Origin of the sequence: Aeromonas sp. NJAU223 (genome assembly GCF_051125555.1) — a bacterium.
Classification (GTDB): Bacteria; Pseudomonadota; Gammaproteobacteria; order Enterobacterales; family Aeromonadaceae; genus Aeromonas; species Aeromonas veronii_G.
Window position 1 is genome coordinate 542,244 of sequence record NZ_CP144204.1, and the last position, 15,933, is coordinate 558,176.

The following is a 15,933-nucleotide window of genomic DNA, read 5'->3' on the forward strand; positions in this document are numbered from 1 at the left end:
TTTCAGTAAGGACGGGGATTGGGTTCCAGCCAGCCCATCATCAGCGAGAACAGCAGGATGGCGACCACCAGCAGGGAGAAGAATACCCGCCTACCCAGGGGAGCCGACATCCTTCTGGTCGCTTGCTTCGTGGTCATCATCAGCCAGAGGGCGTGGAATAGCTGTCCGATGATGAGCAGCAACATGAATACCAGCACGACTTTGATCAACATGTGGGGGCCTCGTGATATGGGTGACGCGGCGACATGGCACAAGCAACGGGCTCTCCATCGGCGACGCTGGCTGGTGCTGTTATTCACTCTGGGTGTCTCGGCTGGTTTGTGCAAGCTGGCACTCTGGCAATGGCAACGGGCGGCAGAAAAAGAGGCGTGGCTGGAGCAGGTGGCTGCGGCTCAGCAGGTGGCACCTCTGATGCTGGTTCGGCTCGACTGGCGTGAACTGGACAAGTTGGATGGCGCAGTGCTGAGTGGGCGAGCGGCCTGGTTTCGGCCCTACGTCTGGCTGCTGGATAACCAGACTGTGGAGGGGGAAATAGGCTATGACGTCATCATCCCGGTTCGCGCCAATGACGATACAGCTTTGGCTGGCACCTCTTCGTCGAAGGAGCCTCTTCTCTTGGTCAATTTGGGTTGGATCGCGGCGCCAGCCAGCCGGGATCAGTTGCCTGCCCCAGTGATCCCACCATTGCTGGAGCTGGATGGTCTGCTGCGTACCAGACCGGGTGGCCTGCTGCTTGGCCAAAACATAGAGGGCGGCCCATACCCGAACCGGATCCAGTCCGTCAGGGTTGCCAGTTTGAGTGAAGAGACGGGCTTGCCCCTCGTCGATGCCGTTTTTTACCAAAAAAATTCCCCGTTTTGCTACCACTACCAGCACAACGTCATGCCCCCAGAGAAGCACAGAGCCTATGCACTGCAATGGTTGGGGCTGGCAGTGGTAATGCTGGTGGGGGGGCTGGTGCTGGCAAGGAGAGTCTCATCATGAATGAATGGGCTAGATGGAAGGTACCGGTCGCCTTTGTGTTGGTGATCCTGTTGCCCGTGCTGCTGGCGGCGCTGACCCTGCACCAGGGTTGGTATGAGGCCGGCACCCGCAGCAAAGGGCAGTGGTTGAAGAGGGAAATTTATCTGCTGCCGCCACTCTCGGCTCATCAGAGCCAGTGGCGCCTGGTCTATCTGGAGGCAGATCGTTGTGCGGCGCAGTGCCAGCAGGTTCCCATCTTGATGGCGCGGATACAGAGTGCCCTGGGGCGCAATGGGGACAAGCTGGCGTTGATGCCGCTCAGGTTGACATCTCTCGGATCCGGTGAAGGGTTGCAGGCGGGAGAGCTGATGCTGGTGGACCCCCAGGGGCTGGCCATATTGCGTTACGAGGTGCCAGACAACAGCACGCAGTGGCCTCTGTTTGGCAAGGCAGTGCTGTCGGATTTGCAGCAACTGCTCAAGTACCAGCGAGGCGTGCAATGAAACTACAGAAGAGGCTCGCCTCGATCGCCATTGCCCTGGCCGTGCTGGTCATTCTGCTCGGTGCCTATACCCGGCTGACCGATGCGGGCCTTGCCTGCCCTGATTGGCCCGGTTGCTATGGCTCTCTGGCCATCCCTCATTTGGCTCAAGCCGAGCAGGCGGCCATGCTCTATCCGGATACCCCGCTAGTACCTCACAAGGCCCGCAGTGAGATGGTGCATCGCTACTTGGCCGGTATGTTGGGCTGTCTCATCGCCCTCCTGTTTGTATTGAGCTGGCGGCAAGGGGGGCGTCTGCGCCATCTTGCGAGCGGGTTGCTCCTGCTGGTGCTTGGGCAGGCGTTGCTTGGCATGTGGACGGTGACGCTGGCATTACACCCTCTGGTGGTGACGACCCATCTGCTCGGCGGCTTTGCCATCCTGACCCTGCTGTGGCTCTATCGTTGCGAGTCGACATGTGGCAACCGGGTCGTTGTCGGTGGTCAGGGACTGACCCTGCTGGGTAATCTCGCCTGCGGCATGCTCTTGATCCAGATAGCCTTGGGGGGATGGACCTCATCCAACTATGCCGCCATGGCCTGTGCCGAGCTGCCCCTGTGCCACTCGGGTTGGCAGCAGCAGCTCGACTGGAATGAGGCTTTTCATCTACCGCTCGGCCATGCCAGCTATGAGTTCGGCGTACTCAGCAAGGAGGCACGTCAGACCATCCACATCGCTCACCGACTGGGGGCGATGGCCACGGCCCTGCTGGTGGGCGGTTTTGCCATCGCGTTGATCCGCCATGGGGCTCCAATGAGAGTACTCGGTGCGCTGCTTCTTGCTCTGTTGCTGACACAGATTGCCCTGGGCCTGACCAATGTGCATCTGGCTCTGCCTCTAGCCAATGCCCTCGCCCACAACCTGGTGGGCGCACATCTGCTGGTGGTGTGTGTGCTGGCTCGTTGGCATCTCTCCCATGCCGTCACATCTCCCTCATTATCTCCCCTGATGATCAGGAGCCGGACATGAATGGCAAGCCGCAGGTTCAGTCGTTCGACCCTCAGTTGCTGAGGGACTATTACCTGCTGACCAAGCCGAGAGTGGTGGCCCTGCTGCTGTTGACGGCCTGGGTCGGCATGTTGCTGGCTGAGCCGACGTTGGCCTCCCTTGGGCACATGGGGCTGGGGCTCGCGGGAATAGGGCTATTGGCGTCTGCGGCGGCGGCCATGAATCACAGTCTGGAGAGCGGTATCGATACCCAGATGCGCAGGACGCGCTGGCGGCCGGTGGCGCGGGGGCGGATCAGCACGCGGGCGGCCATGATCTTCGCGCTCTGGCTGGCGGTTGCGGGTTTTTGCTTGCTCTATCTCGGGGTGAATCCGCTGACCGCTTGGCTGACCCTGGCCAGCCTGTTTGGTTATGCCATCGTCTACACCCTGCTGCTGAAGAAGGCGACTCCCCAGAACATCGTCATCGGCGGGCTGGCGGGGGCCATGCCACCGCTGCTGGGTTGGACCAGTATCACCGGGCAGCTCTCGGCCGAGCCCTGGCTGCTGGTGATGATCATCTTCGCCTGGACTCCCCCTCATTTCTGGGCTCTGGCCATTCACCGACGGGATGAGTATGCGAACGCCAGGATCCCCATGCTGCCGGTCACCCATGGCATCGAATTCACCAAGACTGCCATCCTGTTCTATCTGCTGATGTTGACCCTGGTCTGTCTGCTGCCTTACCTCATTGGCATGTCGGGGATCATCTATCTGGTTGGTAGTCTGGGGTTGAACTTCTGGTTCTGCTGGCACGGCTGGTTGTTGAAGCGATCGACCTCCTCGGTTCAGGCGATGCACACCTTCCACTTCTCCATTTATCACCTGATGTTGCTGTTCGGCCTGTTGATCCTGGATCACCACTGGCTGTGGCGACTGTCATAAGAAGGGGGATGGCACGATTGAAGGGGCAATAGGGATTCGATGTCGCAGCGAGGCTGGCCAGGGGCCAGCCTCGCTGCTTTCAGAGTTTGACCATGATGTGGCGCGGCACCGTGTAGTCCTCCAGTGCGTAGAGGGAGAGATCCTTGCCATAGCCTGACATTTTCATGCCGCCGTGGGGCATCTCCGAGCAGAGCATGAAGTGGGTGTTGATCCAGGTACAGCCGTACTGCAGGTGGCTCGCCACCTTGCTGGCGAGGCCGAGATCCTGGGTCCAGACCGAGGAGGCGAGGCCATAGTCCGAGTCGTTGGCCCACTGCACTACCTGTTCGGCATCATTGAAGCGGGTCACCGACACTACGGGGCCGAACACCTCGCGTCGTACGATCTCATCCTCCTGACGGGCGCCGACGATCAGGGTCGGTTCGAAGAAGAAGCCGTTGCCCGGGTGGATCTTGCCGCCGGCGGTTACCTCCACGTGGCCGCTGCTCTGGGCCCGCTCCACGAAGCTGGCGACCCGGTTGCGCTGGCGGTCCGAGATGAGGGGGCCCATCTCCACCCCCTCTTCGCGGGGACCTCCCACCTTGATGGAGGCAACGGCGTCCGTCATGGCGGCGACGAACTTGTCATAGATCTTGCCCTGGGCGTAGATGCGGCAGGCTGCGGTGCAGTCCTGGCCTGCGTTGTAGAAGCCGAAGGTGCGAATGCCCGCCACCACGGCTTCCAGATCAGCGTCGTCGAAGATGATGACGGGGGCCTTGCCACCCAATTCCAAGTGGGTGCGTTTCATGGTGCGGGCGGCGCTCTGCAGGATCTTCTGACCGGTGGCGATGTCCCCGGTGAGGGACACCATGCGCACCAGCGGGTGTTCCACCAGCGGGGCCCCCACACTCTCACCCCGGCCACAGATGATGTTGATGACCCCACGGGGAAACAGCTCGCTGGCGAACTCGGCGAGGCGAAGGGCGGTCAACGGCGTCTGCTCCGAAGGCTTGAGCACCACCGTATTGCCGGCGGCGAGCACCGGCGCCATCTTCCAGGCCGCCATCATCAACGGATAGTTCCAGGGGGCTATGCTGCCCACCACGCCGACGGGATCCCGGCGGATCATGCTGGTGTGTCCCTCGATGTATTCTCCGGCGAGCGGTCCTTGCAGGCAGCGGGCCGCGCCCGCGAAGAAGCGGAAGCAGTCCACCACGGCAGGCAGCTCGTCGTTCAGTACCGCCAGATAGGGTTTGCCACAGTTGAGGGATTCGAGCGCCGCGAACTCCTCGGCGTGACGTTCGATGGCATCCGCGAGGCGCAGCAGCAGGTTGCTGCGCTGGGCCGGGGTGGTGCGGCTCCACTGGGCGAAGGCGCGTTGGGCACCGTTGACCGCCCGGCTCACCTGTTCGAACGAGGCTTCGGGCACCGAAGCGATGAGTTCGCCGGTGGCCGGGTTGAGGACGGGCTCGGCCGGACCGTCACCGGTGACAAACTGGCCGTCGATCAAGAGTTGGGTATTGAGCTTCATGGTTGCATCCTTGCGCACGCGTTGAGTCGTTATTTGCCACTGCCGGCGACGTCCTGGCCGTCGCGGGTGAGGTAGTAGGCAAGCAGAATGGGGATGGTGGTGAAGGCCACTATGATGAGGGCCACCACGTTGGTGACGGGCCGATCGCGCGGGCGGATCAGCTCCTGATACATCCAGATGGGCAGCGTGGTCTGTTGGCCCGCGGTGAAGGTGGTGACGATCACCTCGTCAAAACTCAGGGCGAACGCCAACATGCCTCCAGCCAGCAGGGCGGTGGCGAGATTTGGCAGGATCACGTAGCGCAGGGTCTGGAAGCCATCGGCCCCGAGATCCATGGAGGCTTCGATCAGCGACCGATTGGTGCGGCGAAAGCGTGCCAGGGCATTGTTGTAGACCACCACTACACAGAAGGTGGCGTGGCCGATGACTATGGTCCAGAAGCTGAACGGGATCTCCATCAGGCCGTAGGCAGAGCGCAGCGCTATGCCGGTGACGATACCGGGCAGGGCGATGGGCAGCACCAGCAGGAGTGACACCACCTCCTGGCCGAAGAAGCGGCTGCGGGCGATGGCCCCTGCCGCCAGGGTGCCAAGCACCATGGCCGCGAGGGTCGCGAGCCCGGCCACCTCCAGCGACAGCTGGATGGCGCGCCACACATCGGGCCGGTTCAGCGTCACCTCGAACCACTTGAAGGTGAGCCCGGGGGGCGGGAACTGGTAGCTCTTGCTCTCGCTGGTGAAGGCGTAGAGGAAGATAAACAGGATGGGGATATGCAGGAACAGCAAGCCTCCGATGGCGGCGTATTTCAGCAGCCCGGATGGGCGCTGGCCATACTCCTGATTCACCGCGGGATTAGAGCGCATCGAAGGCCCCCAGACGTTTCGCGATGGCCAGATAGATGGCGATGATGAGGATGGGCACCAGGGAGAAGGCGGCGGCGAACGGCAGATTGCCCGCCGTGCCCTGCTGCACATAGACCACCTGGCCGATATACAGGGTCGAGTTGCCTATGATGCCGGGAATGATGTAATCCCCCAGGGTCAGGGAGAAGGTGAAGATGGAGCCTGCCACTACCCCCGGCAACGCCAGCGGCAGGATCAGGGTGCGGAAAGTCTGGGCCGGGGTGGCACCGAGGTCGCCACTCGCCTCCAGCAGAGAGCGCGGGATCCGCTCCACCGCCGCCTGGATCGGCAGGATCATGAAGGGCAGCCAGACGTAGACGAACACGATGAAGGTACCGAGGCGAGAGAACGACAGCGAGGGGCCTCCGATTACCGGCAGGGAGAGGATGGCGTCCAGCAGCCAGTCCAGCCCGAGGCTCCCCGCCAGCCAGCTGATGACCCCCTCCTTGGCCAGGATCAGCTTCCAGGCGTAGACCCGCACCAGATAGCTGGACCAGAGTGGCAACATGATGCCGAGATAGAACAGGGCGCGAGTCTTGCCGCTGGTGTAGCGGGCCATGTAGTAGGCGATGGGAAAGCCGAGCAGGGCGCAGGCCAGGGTCACCAGCAGCGCCATGCCGAGCGTGCGCAGGATGACGTCGAGGTTCTCTGCTCGCAGCAGGGCAGTGAAGTTTTGCAGCCCCAGTTCGTGGCGTATCTGTCCGCTGAACTCATCCAGCCCGAAGAAGGCGTTGGAGAGCAGCATCAGCAAGGAGCCGACGTAGATGATACCAAGCCAGATCAGTGGCGGGCCGAGCAACACCCCCAGCAACAGGCCGGGGCGGCCGTAGAGCAGGGTGGAGAGGCGCCGCAGCGGTCTGAATGTGGAGGTGGTGGGGGCTTGGCTCATGGGGAGACTCGCACTCTGGGGGAGGCTCATGGTCGAGCCTCATGATCGGTCAGACGGTGGATGGCCTGCTCCGGCCAGCTGAGGCTGACCCGGGCGCCGCGGGGAAGGCGTGCTTGCCCCTCGTTGGGGTGGTTGACGAGGATCTCGATCTGCTCCCCCAAGTCCACCCGATAGCGAACGAAGGCGCCCAGATACTCCACCTCGCGGATCTCGCCCGACCAACCCGGGCTGCCGGCGTCGCTGAGCCGGATCCGCTCCGGGCGTACCATCATCTGCTGGCTGTCGCCACACAGGCGCCTGGCCTGCTCTCCCTCGAACAGGTTGACGGTACCGACGAAGCGGGCGACGAAGGGGGTGGCCGGGGCGTCGTAGATCCGATCCGGCGGGGCTATCTGCTCGATTCTGCCCTGATTGAAGATGCAGATGCGGTCGCTCATGGAGAGCGCCTCCTGTTGATCGTGGGTGACGAAGATGAAGGTAATGCCAAGCTGGCGCTGCAAGGCTTTCAGCTCGAGCTGCATCTGCTCGCGCAGCTTGAGATCCAGCGCGCCGAGCGGCTCGTCCAGCAGCAGGATGCGCGGCTGGTTGATCAGCGCCCGGGCGATGGCGATGCGCTGGCGCTGGCCGCCGGAGAGCTGGCCTGGGCGGCGATTGCCGACGCCGGGCAGGCGCACCAGCTCCAGCATCTCGTCTACCTTGCGATAGCGTTCCGTCTTTGGCACGCCCCTGAGCATCAGGCCGTAGCCTATGTTGTCGCGCACATCCATGTTGGGGAAGAGGGCATAGTCCTGAAACACGGTGTTGAGGTTGCGATCATAGGGGGGAACCCGGGAGCAGGGTTCCCCGAACAGCCGGATCTCGCCGTCGCTCGGATATTCGAAACCCGCGATCATTCGCAGGCAGGTGGTCTTGCCAGAGCCGCTCGGCCCCAGCAGGGTAAAAAACTCACCGGCCGGGATCTGGAAGGAGATGTCGTCGACCGCCCTCACCTCGCCATAGTGGCGGCTGACCCGGTCAAATTGTACGGCTGTCATGGTACGTCCTTGTCATCGACCGGGCCGGACTCCTGTCCGGCCCGCAGAGGGCTGTGTCAGGGGTTGCTTGCCTGAAGGGGCTCAGCGACCACCCAGGATGGCGATATAGTCCGAGACCCAGCGGTAGTAGGGCACGCAGGTACCCTGGCTCTTGCACTGGGAAACCGGCGTGCGCCAGAAGTGAACCCGATCGAAGTTGTCGATGCCGTTGGTCTTGCATCCCTCGGCCCCGAGCAGGGTATTGCCCTCGCAGGCGGCGGGGACCACGGGCACTGAGCCGAACCAGGAGGCGAGATCCCCCTGCAGCTTGTTGTTGAGGGAGTGTTCCAGCCACTTGTAGGCGCAGGTCAGGTTCTTGGCCTCGCTGTGTACCATGCTGGTATCGGCCCAGCCGGTGACCCCCTCCTTGGGCACAGTAGTGGCGATGGGCTGCTTGTCGGCGATCAGGGTGTTGGCCTGGAAGGGCCAGGAGTCGGAGGCGACCACCCCCTCATTCTTGAAGTCGTCGATCTGGACGAAGGCGTCGTGCCAGTAGCGCCCCACCAGCTGGCGCTGCTTGCGCAACAGCTCGAGGGAGGCCTTGTACTGATCCTCGTTCAGCTCGTAGGGATCCTTGATGCCGAGCCCAGGCTGGTGGCTCATCAGGTAGAGGGCCGCATCGGCGATGTGGATGGGGCCGTCGAACGCCTGCACTCGCCCCTTGTTGGACTTGCCGTCCGGCAGGGTCTGCTCCTCGAATACCACATTCCAGGAGTCGGGGGCCTTGGGGAAGGTCTTGGTGTTGTACATCAGGATGTTGCCGCCCCATTGGTAGGGCACGCCGTAGTGCTTGCCGTCCACCGTGTGCCAGGGGGCGCTCTGCAGGCGGGGATCAATCTTGCCGTAGCTCGGGATGAGCGCCAGGTTCAGGGCCTGCACCTTGCCGCCGGCGATGAGGCGCAGGCTGGCGTCGCCGGAGGCGGTCACCAGATCGAAGCCCCCCTCGTTCATCAGGGCCACCATCTCGTCCGAGGTGGCCGCCGTCTTGACGCTGACCTTGCAGCCGGTTTCCTGCTCGAAGCCGGTCACCCAGTCGTAGTTCTTATCGGTCTCACCGCGCTCCACGTAGCCAGCCCAGGCCACGATGTTGAGTTGGCCTTCACCCTTGCCGAGCTCGGTGGGGGCGGCCTGGGTCTGGCCTGCCAGCAGGGCCGGGATCAGGGCCAGGGTCAGGGGGATCAGTTTCATCTTGCGCTCCTTGCATGATCGGGAACCATGGCGACATCGTCATGGCATTAACATCCTGTTAACTGCCATGAGCGTAGGAGACGGGCGACGTAATGAGAATTTCAATTTTTAACCGGCTGGGTATCTGAAAAATCGATATCGAGTGCAGATGAATCTGAATTTCCGAGATGAGCTTCTTAGCGAAACGCGGGTTGGCGGGCCCGCAACCGGCTCTGATCCCGAACTATGTCGATGAACTCCCGGGCGGTCCAGCTCAGATGCGAGCCACGGCGCCACACCAGACCTATGTCGATGGCGGGAATGGGTTCCTTGATGGGACGGGCCTCGACCCGTTCCTGCTCCAGTGACCAGGGGCGGTAGGCGAAGTCCGGCAGCAGGGCGGCCCCGAGCTGGCTGGCCACCAGGCTGCGCACCGCCTCCACTGAGGCGGTGCGTAGTACGATACGGGGGGAGACTCCGTAGCGGCGCAGGCCGGAGCCGATGATCTGATCCAGCTGATCGGCGGTGAGGGAGATCATGGGCTCCTCGGCGAGGGCCTTGAGGGAGAGGCTGGACTCGGCGCAGAGGGGGTGGTTGGCGGCGAGCCAGAGCCGCAACGGTGAGCGAGTCAGCAGCTCGGTATCGAACGCCTCCTGACGAATGGTGCGGTTGGTCATCAGGATCCCCACATCCACCTCGCCGTTGACGATCTGGTGCTCGAGATAGGGCTGCTCGTCTTCCTTCACCTCGATGCGCACCGCCGGGAAGGCGCGGCGAAAGCGGCCGAGGGCCTCCGACAGGTAGTAGCCAGCCACTAGCGTGGTCACCCCTATGGTGAGCTGGCCCTGATCCTGCTGCGCCACCGCCTTGAGGGACTGTCCCGCCTCCGTCATGGCACCGAGGATGCGTCTGGCGTGCAGCAAGAACTGGTGACCCTGGGCGGTGAGGCTGACCCCGCGCGGGTTGCGCTCGAACAGGGCGGCACCGAGTTCGGTTTCCAGCTCACGGATGGCGCTGGTGACGGCAGACTGTGAGATGTGCAGCTCGGCGGCGGCGCGGCTCACCGAGAAGCTGTCGGCCACGGCGACGAAATAGCGGATCTGGCGAAAGGTGAAGTTCATCTGGGCATCCTGCCACTGGGTGAGCCATCAGCTTAACCGCGAACAGCATCCAAACGAAAGGCGCCCGCAGGCGCCTCTGTCATTGTCTTTGAATGCTTAGCGGGAGCTGGCCGCCTCGATCACCGGCAGCCGGTTCACCCCCTTGCCCAGATAGGCGAGGGTGATGGTCACTATGATGCAGGTGAAGCTGAGCCACATGTAGGGCAGGTAGTCCAGGGTCGCCACCCCCAGCACCCCGGCCATGAAGATGCCGTTGTCGCTCCAGGGCACCATGCCGCAGGTGAGGGTACCGCCGAACTCGGCGTTGCGGGAGAGGTTCTTGCGAGCCAGTCCCAGCCGGTCGTAGTTCTTGGCCATGATCTTGGGGGTCAGGATCAGGGACACATACATGGCCGAGCCGAACACGTTGGCCAGGAAGGCGGTGCCTATGGTGTGGGTGGTCAGGCTGCCGGCGCTGTTGATCCGCTTCTCGAAGGCGCTGGCGATGACGGCCAGGATGCCGACCTTCTCCAGCAGACCGCCGAAGCCCAGACCGAAGATGATGACGGCCACCGACCCCAGCATGGACTCCATGCCGCCGCGGCCCAGAATGTTGTCGATGAAATCGACCCCGGAGACGATGGGGAAGGGACTGTAGGCCGAGTGCATCGCTTTGATCGGATCCATGCCCTGGAAGGCGATGGCCCAGATAAGGCCCAGCAGGGCGCCGAAGCTGATCACCGGGAAGGCGGGCTTGCGGTTGGCCAAGAGGCCCAGCACCAGCACCACGGGCACTATGGCCAGCGGTGTGATGTTGAACTGCTTGTCGAGAGCTTCCATCACCAGGTTGACCTGCTCTAGGCTGACATTGCCGGAGTACTGCATGCCGACCACGGTGAACAGGGCGGCCGTGATGACGTAGGAGAACAGGCTGATGGGCAGCATGCCCTTGATGTGTTCCACCACGTCGACGTTGGACATGGTGGACGCCAGCACCACTGAGTCGGAGAGGGGGGAGAGCTTGTCACCGAAGTAGACGCCGGAGAGCACCGCCCCCGCCACTAGGGGCGCGGGCACCCCCAGGCTGTGGCCTATGCCCATCATGGCGATGCCGGCGGTGGCGGCGGAGCCCCAGGAGGTGCCGGTCGCCAAGGAGGTGAGGGAGCAGATGATCAGGGTCGCCAGCAGGAAGATGGACGGGTGTATCACCTTGAGGCCGAAGTAGATGATGCTGGGGACTATGCCGCCGGCGATCCAGGTGCCGACCAGGGCACCGACGGAGACCAGTATCAGGATGGCGCCCATCCCCTTGGCGACGCCGTCGACGGCGGCCTGCTCCAGGGATTTGTAATCGTGGCCGAGTTTGATACCGAGCCCCATGATGACGAACCAGGCGATGAACAGTGCCAGCTGGATCGGCAGGTCGAGCACGCTGGTGAAGGAGAAGGCCAGGGCCAGGAAAATGGCCAGACAGGCAAACACCTGCAGCATGCTCGGTAGTCGGATGTGGTTTTGTTGGTTTTGCATAGATACTTCCTAAACTCTTGCTCGCCAAGGTGGGCGCCTCTCGTCCTGTGGATACTTGTATCCCGAGGAGCCCACCCAAAAAGAGGGCGCAATCTACCACAAACCCAAGGCCTAAAATCCCAACTTATTTAGCAAAAATGCATTAATGATTGAAAAACATCGCCATTAGTTGATCTCGCAAGCATTTTTTGAGTGTTTGGTCGATGTCACTCAAATGACCGAGACCCATAGAAAAGTTCGATTGCACCCTCCTAAAATACAAATGATAATTATTATCAAACTGATGCCATGGAGGTTTCATCATGATCTGGATAGTGCGTTGCCTGCTGTTGATAGGGGGATTGGCTGTGTGGGGTTGGGGACAGGAAAAGGCCTATGGCATCTGGAGTCTGGGATTCCTGCTGGCGGCCTGGGTCATGCTGGAACCCAGACTGAGGCCTGCACTGATCCTGTTGCCGGTGGCCGGCATGACCGGGGTTGTCGCCCTGATCTGGCAGCAGAGCTGGCTCTAGCAGACGAGCGAGTCAGCGAGAGGGGACGGCCAGGATCCTGTCATGGGCCAGGCGCAGTGCTGCCATGACCTTCTGCTCCATCTCGGTGCGCTCGACTTCCGTGGTGAAGTAGATCATGTCGACGTTGTGGCGGATGTAGTGGGCGGGCAGTTGATTCAGGGTGAGGCAGCAGAGATCGGCCAGTTGCGGGGGGCTTAGCGTCTGTTCCAGCCCCTGTTTCTCTATCTCCTTGAGCACTAGGTGTTCGTAGAAATTGTGAATGTCGGCATCCAGGATCATCGGGCATCCCCTTCCGTGGCGTTGAAGTCTCAACAGCATAGCCGCGCAGCATGAAAAGACAAAAGGCCCAACACTCGCGTGATGGGCCTTTTGCAGAATAGATGGTGCGAAGAGAGGGACTCGAACCCTCACATCCGTGGGACACTAACACCTGAAGCTAGCGCGTCTACCAATTCCGCCACCTTCGCACACTGATTTTCTCCAGCTGATTTTTAAATGCGGTTGGAGCGCATTCTCTGGTTTTACATGTCAGAAGCATGGTGCGAAGAGAGGGACTCGAACCCTCACACCCGGGGGGCACTAACACCTGAAGCTAGCGCGTCTACCAATTCCGCCACCTTCGCACATCGGGTCATCAGTCTGGATTTACATGCTGTCTGATAAAAGCATGGTGCGAAGAGAGGGACTCGAACCCTCACACCCGGGGGGCACTAACACCTGAAGCTAGCGCGTCTACCAATTCCGCCACCTTCGCACATCGGGTCATCAGTCTGGATTTACATGCTGTCTGATGAAAGCATGGTGCGAAGAGAGGGACTCGAACCCTCACACCCGGGGGGCACTAACACCTGAAGCTAGCGCGTCTACCAATTCCGCCACCTTCGCACATCGGGTTATCAGTCTGGATTTACATGCCGTCTGATAAGAGCATGTTGCAGTATGGTGCGAAGAGAGGGACTCGAACCCTCACATCCGTGGGACACTAACACCTGAAGCTAGCGCGTCTACCAATTCCGCCACCTTCGCATCACTGCGGTGGGGGATTCTATAGAGTTTTGGGGGAGCGTCAACAGCCAAAGGGGACTTTTTTCGCTGTTGACGGATAAAGCTGCGTTAAGGGCACAAAACTTCAGCAATCAGTGCTTACCCCTGGCCAGTGCATCCCGATACATCTGTTCGTATTGGGTTACGGAGTCGGCCCAGTTGAAGCGGGTCTGCATGGCCGTGCGCTGCACCTTGGCGAAACGCTCCGGCTCTTGCAGGTAGTGCAGCAGACTGCGGCGCATGGCGTCCAGCAGGGTGCTGGCGGTGGGGTCGTTGAAGCAAAAGCCGGTGGCCCGTGAGGGATCCGCATCCCAGTCCACCACGGTATCCTTGAGGCCGCCGACGGCGCGGACCAGCGGCAGGGTGCCATAGGCCAGGCTGTACATCTGGTTGAGGCCGCAGGGTTCGAACAGGGAGGGCATCAGGAAGAAATCGGCGCCCGCTTCCACCAGGTGGGCCAGCCGGTCGTCATAGGCGTTGATGAAGGCGAACTTGTCGGCATGTTGCTGGGCGATGGCCTGCAGCTGGGTGGCCAGCGAAGGATCGCCTGAGCCGACGATGACCAGCTGGACCTGATGTTGCAGGAACTTGGTCAGGGTGGGGATCAGCAGATGTACCCCTTTTTGCTCGGTCAGGCGACATACCATGCCATAAATTGGCAGGTCAGCAGTGGGAAGCCCTGCCTCCTGTTGCAGCGTCTGCTTACACAGACGCTTGCCGTCCAGATGATCGGCATCATAGGTCGCGGGCAGATAGCTGTCGCTGGCGGGATCCCAGTCCTGATAGTCGCAGCCGTTGAGGATGCCGCACAGATCGCTCGCCCGCTGCTGGAACACGTTGGCCATGCCGTGGGCCCCCAGGTGGGTCAGCAGCTCGTTGGCATAGTTGGGGCTGACCGCATTGATCTTGTCCGCATAGAGCACCCCGCATTTGAGCAGGTTGATGTGGCCGTAGTCGTAGTTGATGCGCCGTTCGTAGTCGGTGATCTCGGGCAGGGCCCAGAACTGCGGGCGGTCAAACACCCCCTGAAAGGCCGCATTGTGGATGCTGATGACCGAACGGGTGTGCTGGAAGAAGGGGTTGCCGGCATAACGGGTCTTGAGCAGCAGGGGCAGCAGGCCGGTATGCCAGTCGTTGCAGTGGGCGATGTCGGGGGCGAAACCCTGCTGCTCGCAGGCGTGCAGGGCGGCGGCGCAAAAGAAGGCGAACCGCTCGCCGTTGTCGGGATAGGCCTGGTTGTTTTCCGCGTAGAGCTGGGGCCGTTCGAAATACTGCGGACAATCGAGCAGGTAGACACAGACCCCGTCCAGCTCCAGCTGATAGATGCGATAGCTGATGTCAGCCCGATCCGGCGGGGTCGGCAGCCAGCGCGAGGCGATGAGTCTCGCCTCGTCCCGGCGTTTGAGGGTTTGGTAGAAGGGCAGGATGATGCGAACGTCGTGGCCCTGGCGGGCGAGATTCAGTGGCAGGGCTCTGGCGACATCCGCCAGGCCCCCGGTCTTGACCAACCCCTCGACCTCAGAGGCAACAAACAGAATTTTCAACGGGCTAGTAACCAACTCTTGCTCCCTTAGGTACCACGACGATACCGCCTTCGGACACGGTAAACCTCTCTCTGTCATGGTCCAGATTCTCACCGATCACGGTGCCGGGTGCAATTTCAACGTTTTTGTCGATGATGGCGCGCCGAATGGAGCTGCCTTCCCCGATCTTCACATCCCCCAGCAGCACGGATTCACTGATGTGACTGCAGGGACCGACGTTGCAGCTAAAGCCCAGAATGGAGCGCTGGATCTGGCTGCCCTGGATGAAGCAACCGCCGGAGATCAGGGAGTTGGCGATCTTTACCTTGCAGTCATCGGTGTCGATGAAGGTGGCGGGGGGCAGGGGCGGGTAGTGGGTGTGCAACGGCCACTTGCGGTTGTAGAGGGAGAAGGGGGCGTCATCGGCCACCAGGTCCATGTGGGCCTGCCAGTAGGCATCCAGCGTCCCCACGTCACGCCAGTAGACATTGGGCTTCTCCCCGGGGATCACGTTGCCGCTGTAGTCATAGACATAGACAGGGGTGCGCGGATAGAGGCTGGGGATGATGTCTTTGCCAAAGTCATGGCTGGAGTTCTCCTCCGCGGCATCCCGTTTCAGCTCCCGATAGAGGGTCTCGGTCTCGAAGATGTAGTTGCCCATGGAGACCAGGGCCTGGGTCGGATCCCCGGGGATGTGCTTGGGATGCTTGGGTTTTTCCTCAAAGCCTATCATCCGCCCTTCCTGATCCACTTCGATCACCCCGAAGGCACTCGCCTCCTCGATGGGCATGCGCAGGGCGGCGACCGTCATGGCCGCGGCCTTCTGCTTGTGGAAGCTGACCATCTGGCTCACGTCCATCTTGTAGATGTGGTCGGAGCCGAAGATGCAGACATGCTCGGGATCCGAGGTCTCGATGAAGCGCAGGTTCTGGTAGATGGCGTCCGCGGTGCCGTCGTACCAGCGCTTGCCCATCCGCATCTGGGCCGGGATGGGATCGATGAAGCGATCCGTGATGCCGACGATATTCCAGCCCTTCTTCATGTGCAGATAGAGAGACTGGGATTTGAACTGGGTCAGCACATAGATGCGCAGGAAATCGGCGTTGACGAAGTTGTTGAGGACGAAATCGATCAGCCGGTAACTACCGCCAAAGGGTACCGAGGGTTTGCTGCGAGTCGTGGTCAGTGGCTGGAGACGGGTTCCTTCTCCTCCGGCCAGGATCATGGTCAAAATGCCTGCCATCGTCTTTCTCTCTCTGTATGAAAAGGTTTTCAATCTGCTGCGAAAAAACACCCCAAAAGGGGTGGAAA

General features: G+C 61.5%; 16 protein-coding genes and 5 tRNA genes. 5 read left to right on the plus strand and 16 right to left on the minus strand.

Going from position 1 to position 15,933, the window contains the following annotated elements:
• Positions 1 to 2 precede the first annotated feature (2 nt).
• Positions 3 to 212, minus strand: coding sequence for a DUF2909 domain-containing protein (locus tag VZC39_RS02595; protein WP_349920874.1), 210 nt, complete (start codon positions 210 to 212; stop codon positions 3 to 5).
• On the opposite strand from VZC39_RS02595, the gene VZC39_RS02600 reads away from it, so the two are divergent.
• From VZC39_RS02600 to cyoE, 4 genes are read left to right on the plus strand one after another with little or no spacing between them, the layout of a single operon-like run.
• Entirely contained in the window at positions 184 to 984 is an 801-nt protein-coding gene (locus VZC39_RS02600; RefSeq protein WP_349920875.1) for an SURF1 family protein, read from the plus strand. The two genes, VZC39_RS02595 and VZC39_RS02600, sit on opposite strands and share 29 nt — an antisense overlap.
• The gene (locus VZC39_RS02605; RefSeq protein WP_349920876.1) at positions 981 to 1,466 is read left to right on the plus strand and encodes a hypothetical protein; all 486 of its coding nucleotides are present in this window, start codon (positions 981 to 983) and stop codon (positions 1,464 to 1,466) included. The genes VZC39_RS02600 and VZC39_RS02605 overlap by 4 nt, the downstream gene beginning before the upstream one ends.
• Complete coding sequence (locus VZC39_RS02610; RefSeq protein ID WP_434665438.1) at positions 1,463 to 2,473, plus strand: COX15/CtaA family protein; 1,011 nt, start codon at positions 1,463 to 1,465, stop codon at positions 2,471 to 2,473. The genes VZC39_RS02605 and VZC39_RS02610 overlap by 4 nt, the downstream gene beginning before the upstream one ends.
• Positions 2,470 to 3,375: a heme o synthase gene (gene cyoE, locus VZC39_RS02615; protein WP_434665440.1), complete on the plus strand. Its 906-nt coding sequence runs from the start codon at positions 2,470 to 2,472 to the stop codon at positions 3,373 to 3,375. The genes VZC39_RS02610 and cyoE overlap by 4 nt, the downstream gene beginning before the upstream one ends.
• 79 nt (positions 3,376 to 3,454) lie before the next feature.
• Here cyoE and VZC39_RS02620 read toward each other — a convergent pair whose 3' ends face one another.
• The 7 genes from VZC39_RS02620 to nhaC all read right to left on the minus strand — a co-directional run bounded on the left by VZC39_RS02620 (position 3,455) and on the right by nhaC (position 11,543).
• Positions 3,455 to 4,885, minus strand: coding sequence for a gamma-aminobutyraldehyde dehydrogenase (locus VZC39_RS02620; RefSeq protein ID WP_434665442.1), 1,431 nt, complete (start codon positions 4,883 to 4,885; stop codon positions 3,455 to 3,457).
• A gap of 29 nt (positions 4,886 to 4,914) precedes the next feature.
• Positions 4,915 to 5,748, minus strand: coding sequence for an ABC transporter permease (locus VZC39_RS02625; RefSeq protein WP_434665444.1), 834 nt, complete (start codon positions 5,746 to 5,748; stop codon positions 4,915 to 4,917).
• A complete protein-coding gene (locus VZC39_RS02630; RefSeq protein WP_434665446.1) occupies positions 5,738 to 6,706 on the minus strand; it encodes an ABC transporter permease in 969 nt (322 codons plus the stop codon). Before VZC39_RS02630 ends, VZC39_RS02625 begins: the two co-directional genes overlap by 11 nt.
• The gene (locus VZC39_RS02635; RefSeq protein WP_434665448.1) at positions 6,703 to 7,710 is read right to left on the minus strand and encodes an ABC transporter ATP-binding protein; all 1,008 of its coding nucleotides are present in this window, start codon (positions 7,708 to 7,710) and stop codon (positions 6,703 to 6,705) included. The genes VZC39_RS02630 and VZC39_RS02635 overlap by 4 nt, the downstream gene beginning before the upstream one ends.
• A gap of 81 nt (positions 7,711 to 7,791) precedes the next feature.
• Complete coding sequence (locus VZC39_RS02640; RefSeq protein ID WP_434665450.1) at positions 7,792 to 8,937, minus strand: ABC transporter substrate-binding protein; 1,146 nt, start codon at positions 8,935 to 8,937, stop codon at positions 7,792 to 7,794.
• 176 nt (positions 8,938 to 9,113) lie between these two features.
• The gene (locus VZC39_RS02645; RefSeq protein ID WP_434665452.1) at positions 9,114 to 10,037 is read right to left on the minus strand and encodes a LysR family transcriptional regulator; all 924 of its coding nucleotides are present in this window, start codon (positions 10,035 to 10,037) and stop codon (positions 9,114 to 9,116) included.
• A gap of 96 nt (positions 10,038 to 10,133) precedes the next feature.
• Positions 10,134 to 11,543, minus strand: coding sequence for a Na+/H+ antiporter NhaC (gene nhaC / locus VZC39_RS02650; protein WP_434665455.1), 1,410 nt, complete (start codon positions 11,541 to 11,543; stop codon positions 10,134 to 10,136).
• 302 nt (positions 11,544 to 11,845) lie between these two features.
• On the opposite strand from nhaC, the gene VZC39_RS02655 reads away from it, so the two are divergent.
• Entirely contained in the window at positions 11,846 to 12,055 is a 210-nt protein-coding gene (locus VZC39_RS02655; RefSeq protein ID WP_434665458.1) for a hypothetical protein, read from the plus strand.
• Positions 12,056 to 12,067: 12 nt separating this feature from the next.
• Here the strand turns inward: VZC39_RS02655 and VZC39_RS02660 are convergent, their stop codons facing one another.
• From VZC39_RS02660 to glgC, 8 genes are all read right to left on the minus strand, one after another.
• Positions 12,068 to 12,334 carry a late competence development ComFB family protein gene (locus tag VZC39_RS02660; protein ID WP_349920887.1) on the minus strand — a complete coding sequence of 89 codons (267 nt, stop codon included), beginning with the start codon at positions 12,332 to 12,334 and terminating at the stop codon, positions 12,068 to 12,070.
• Positions 12,335 to 12,436: 102 nt separating this feature from the next.
• Positions 12,437 to 12,522 (minus strand) — tRNA-Leu (locus VZC39_RS02665).
• A gap of 70 nt (positions 12,523 to 12,592) precedes the next feature.
• A tRNA-Leu gene (locus tag VZC39_RS02670) sits at positions 12,593 to 12,678 on the minus strand.
• Between the two features lie 45 nt (positions 12,679 to 12,723).
• Positions 12,724 to 12,809: transfer RNA gene (locus VZC39_RS02675), tRNA-Leu, on the minus strand.
• Between the two features lie 45 nt (positions 12,810 to 12,854).
• A tRNA-Leu gene (locus VZC39_RS02680) sits at positions 12,855 to 12,940 on the minus strand.
• Positions 12,941 to 12,995: 55 nt separating this feature from the next.
• Positions 12,996 to 13,081: transfer RNA gene (locus VZC39_RS02685), tRNA-Leu, on the minus strand.
• 110 nt (positions 13,082 to 13,191) lie between these two features.
• Positions 13,192 to 14,658: a glycogen synthase GlgA gene (glgA, locus tag VZC39_RS02690; RefSeq protein ID WP_434665460.1), complete on the minus strand. Its 1,467-nt coding sequence runs from the start codon at positions 14,656 to 14,658 to the stop codon at positions 13,192 to 13,194.
• Positions 14,648 to 15,865, minus strand: a complete 1,218-nt coding sequence (gene glgC / locus VZC39_RS02695; RefSeq protein ID WP_349920889.1) for a glucose-1-phosphate adenylyltransferase — start codon at positions 15,863 to 15,865, stop codon at positions 14,648 to 14,650. The genes glgA and glgC overlap by 11 nt, the downstream gene beginning before the upstream one ends.
• Positions 15,866 to 15,933: the final 68 nt, after the last annotated feature.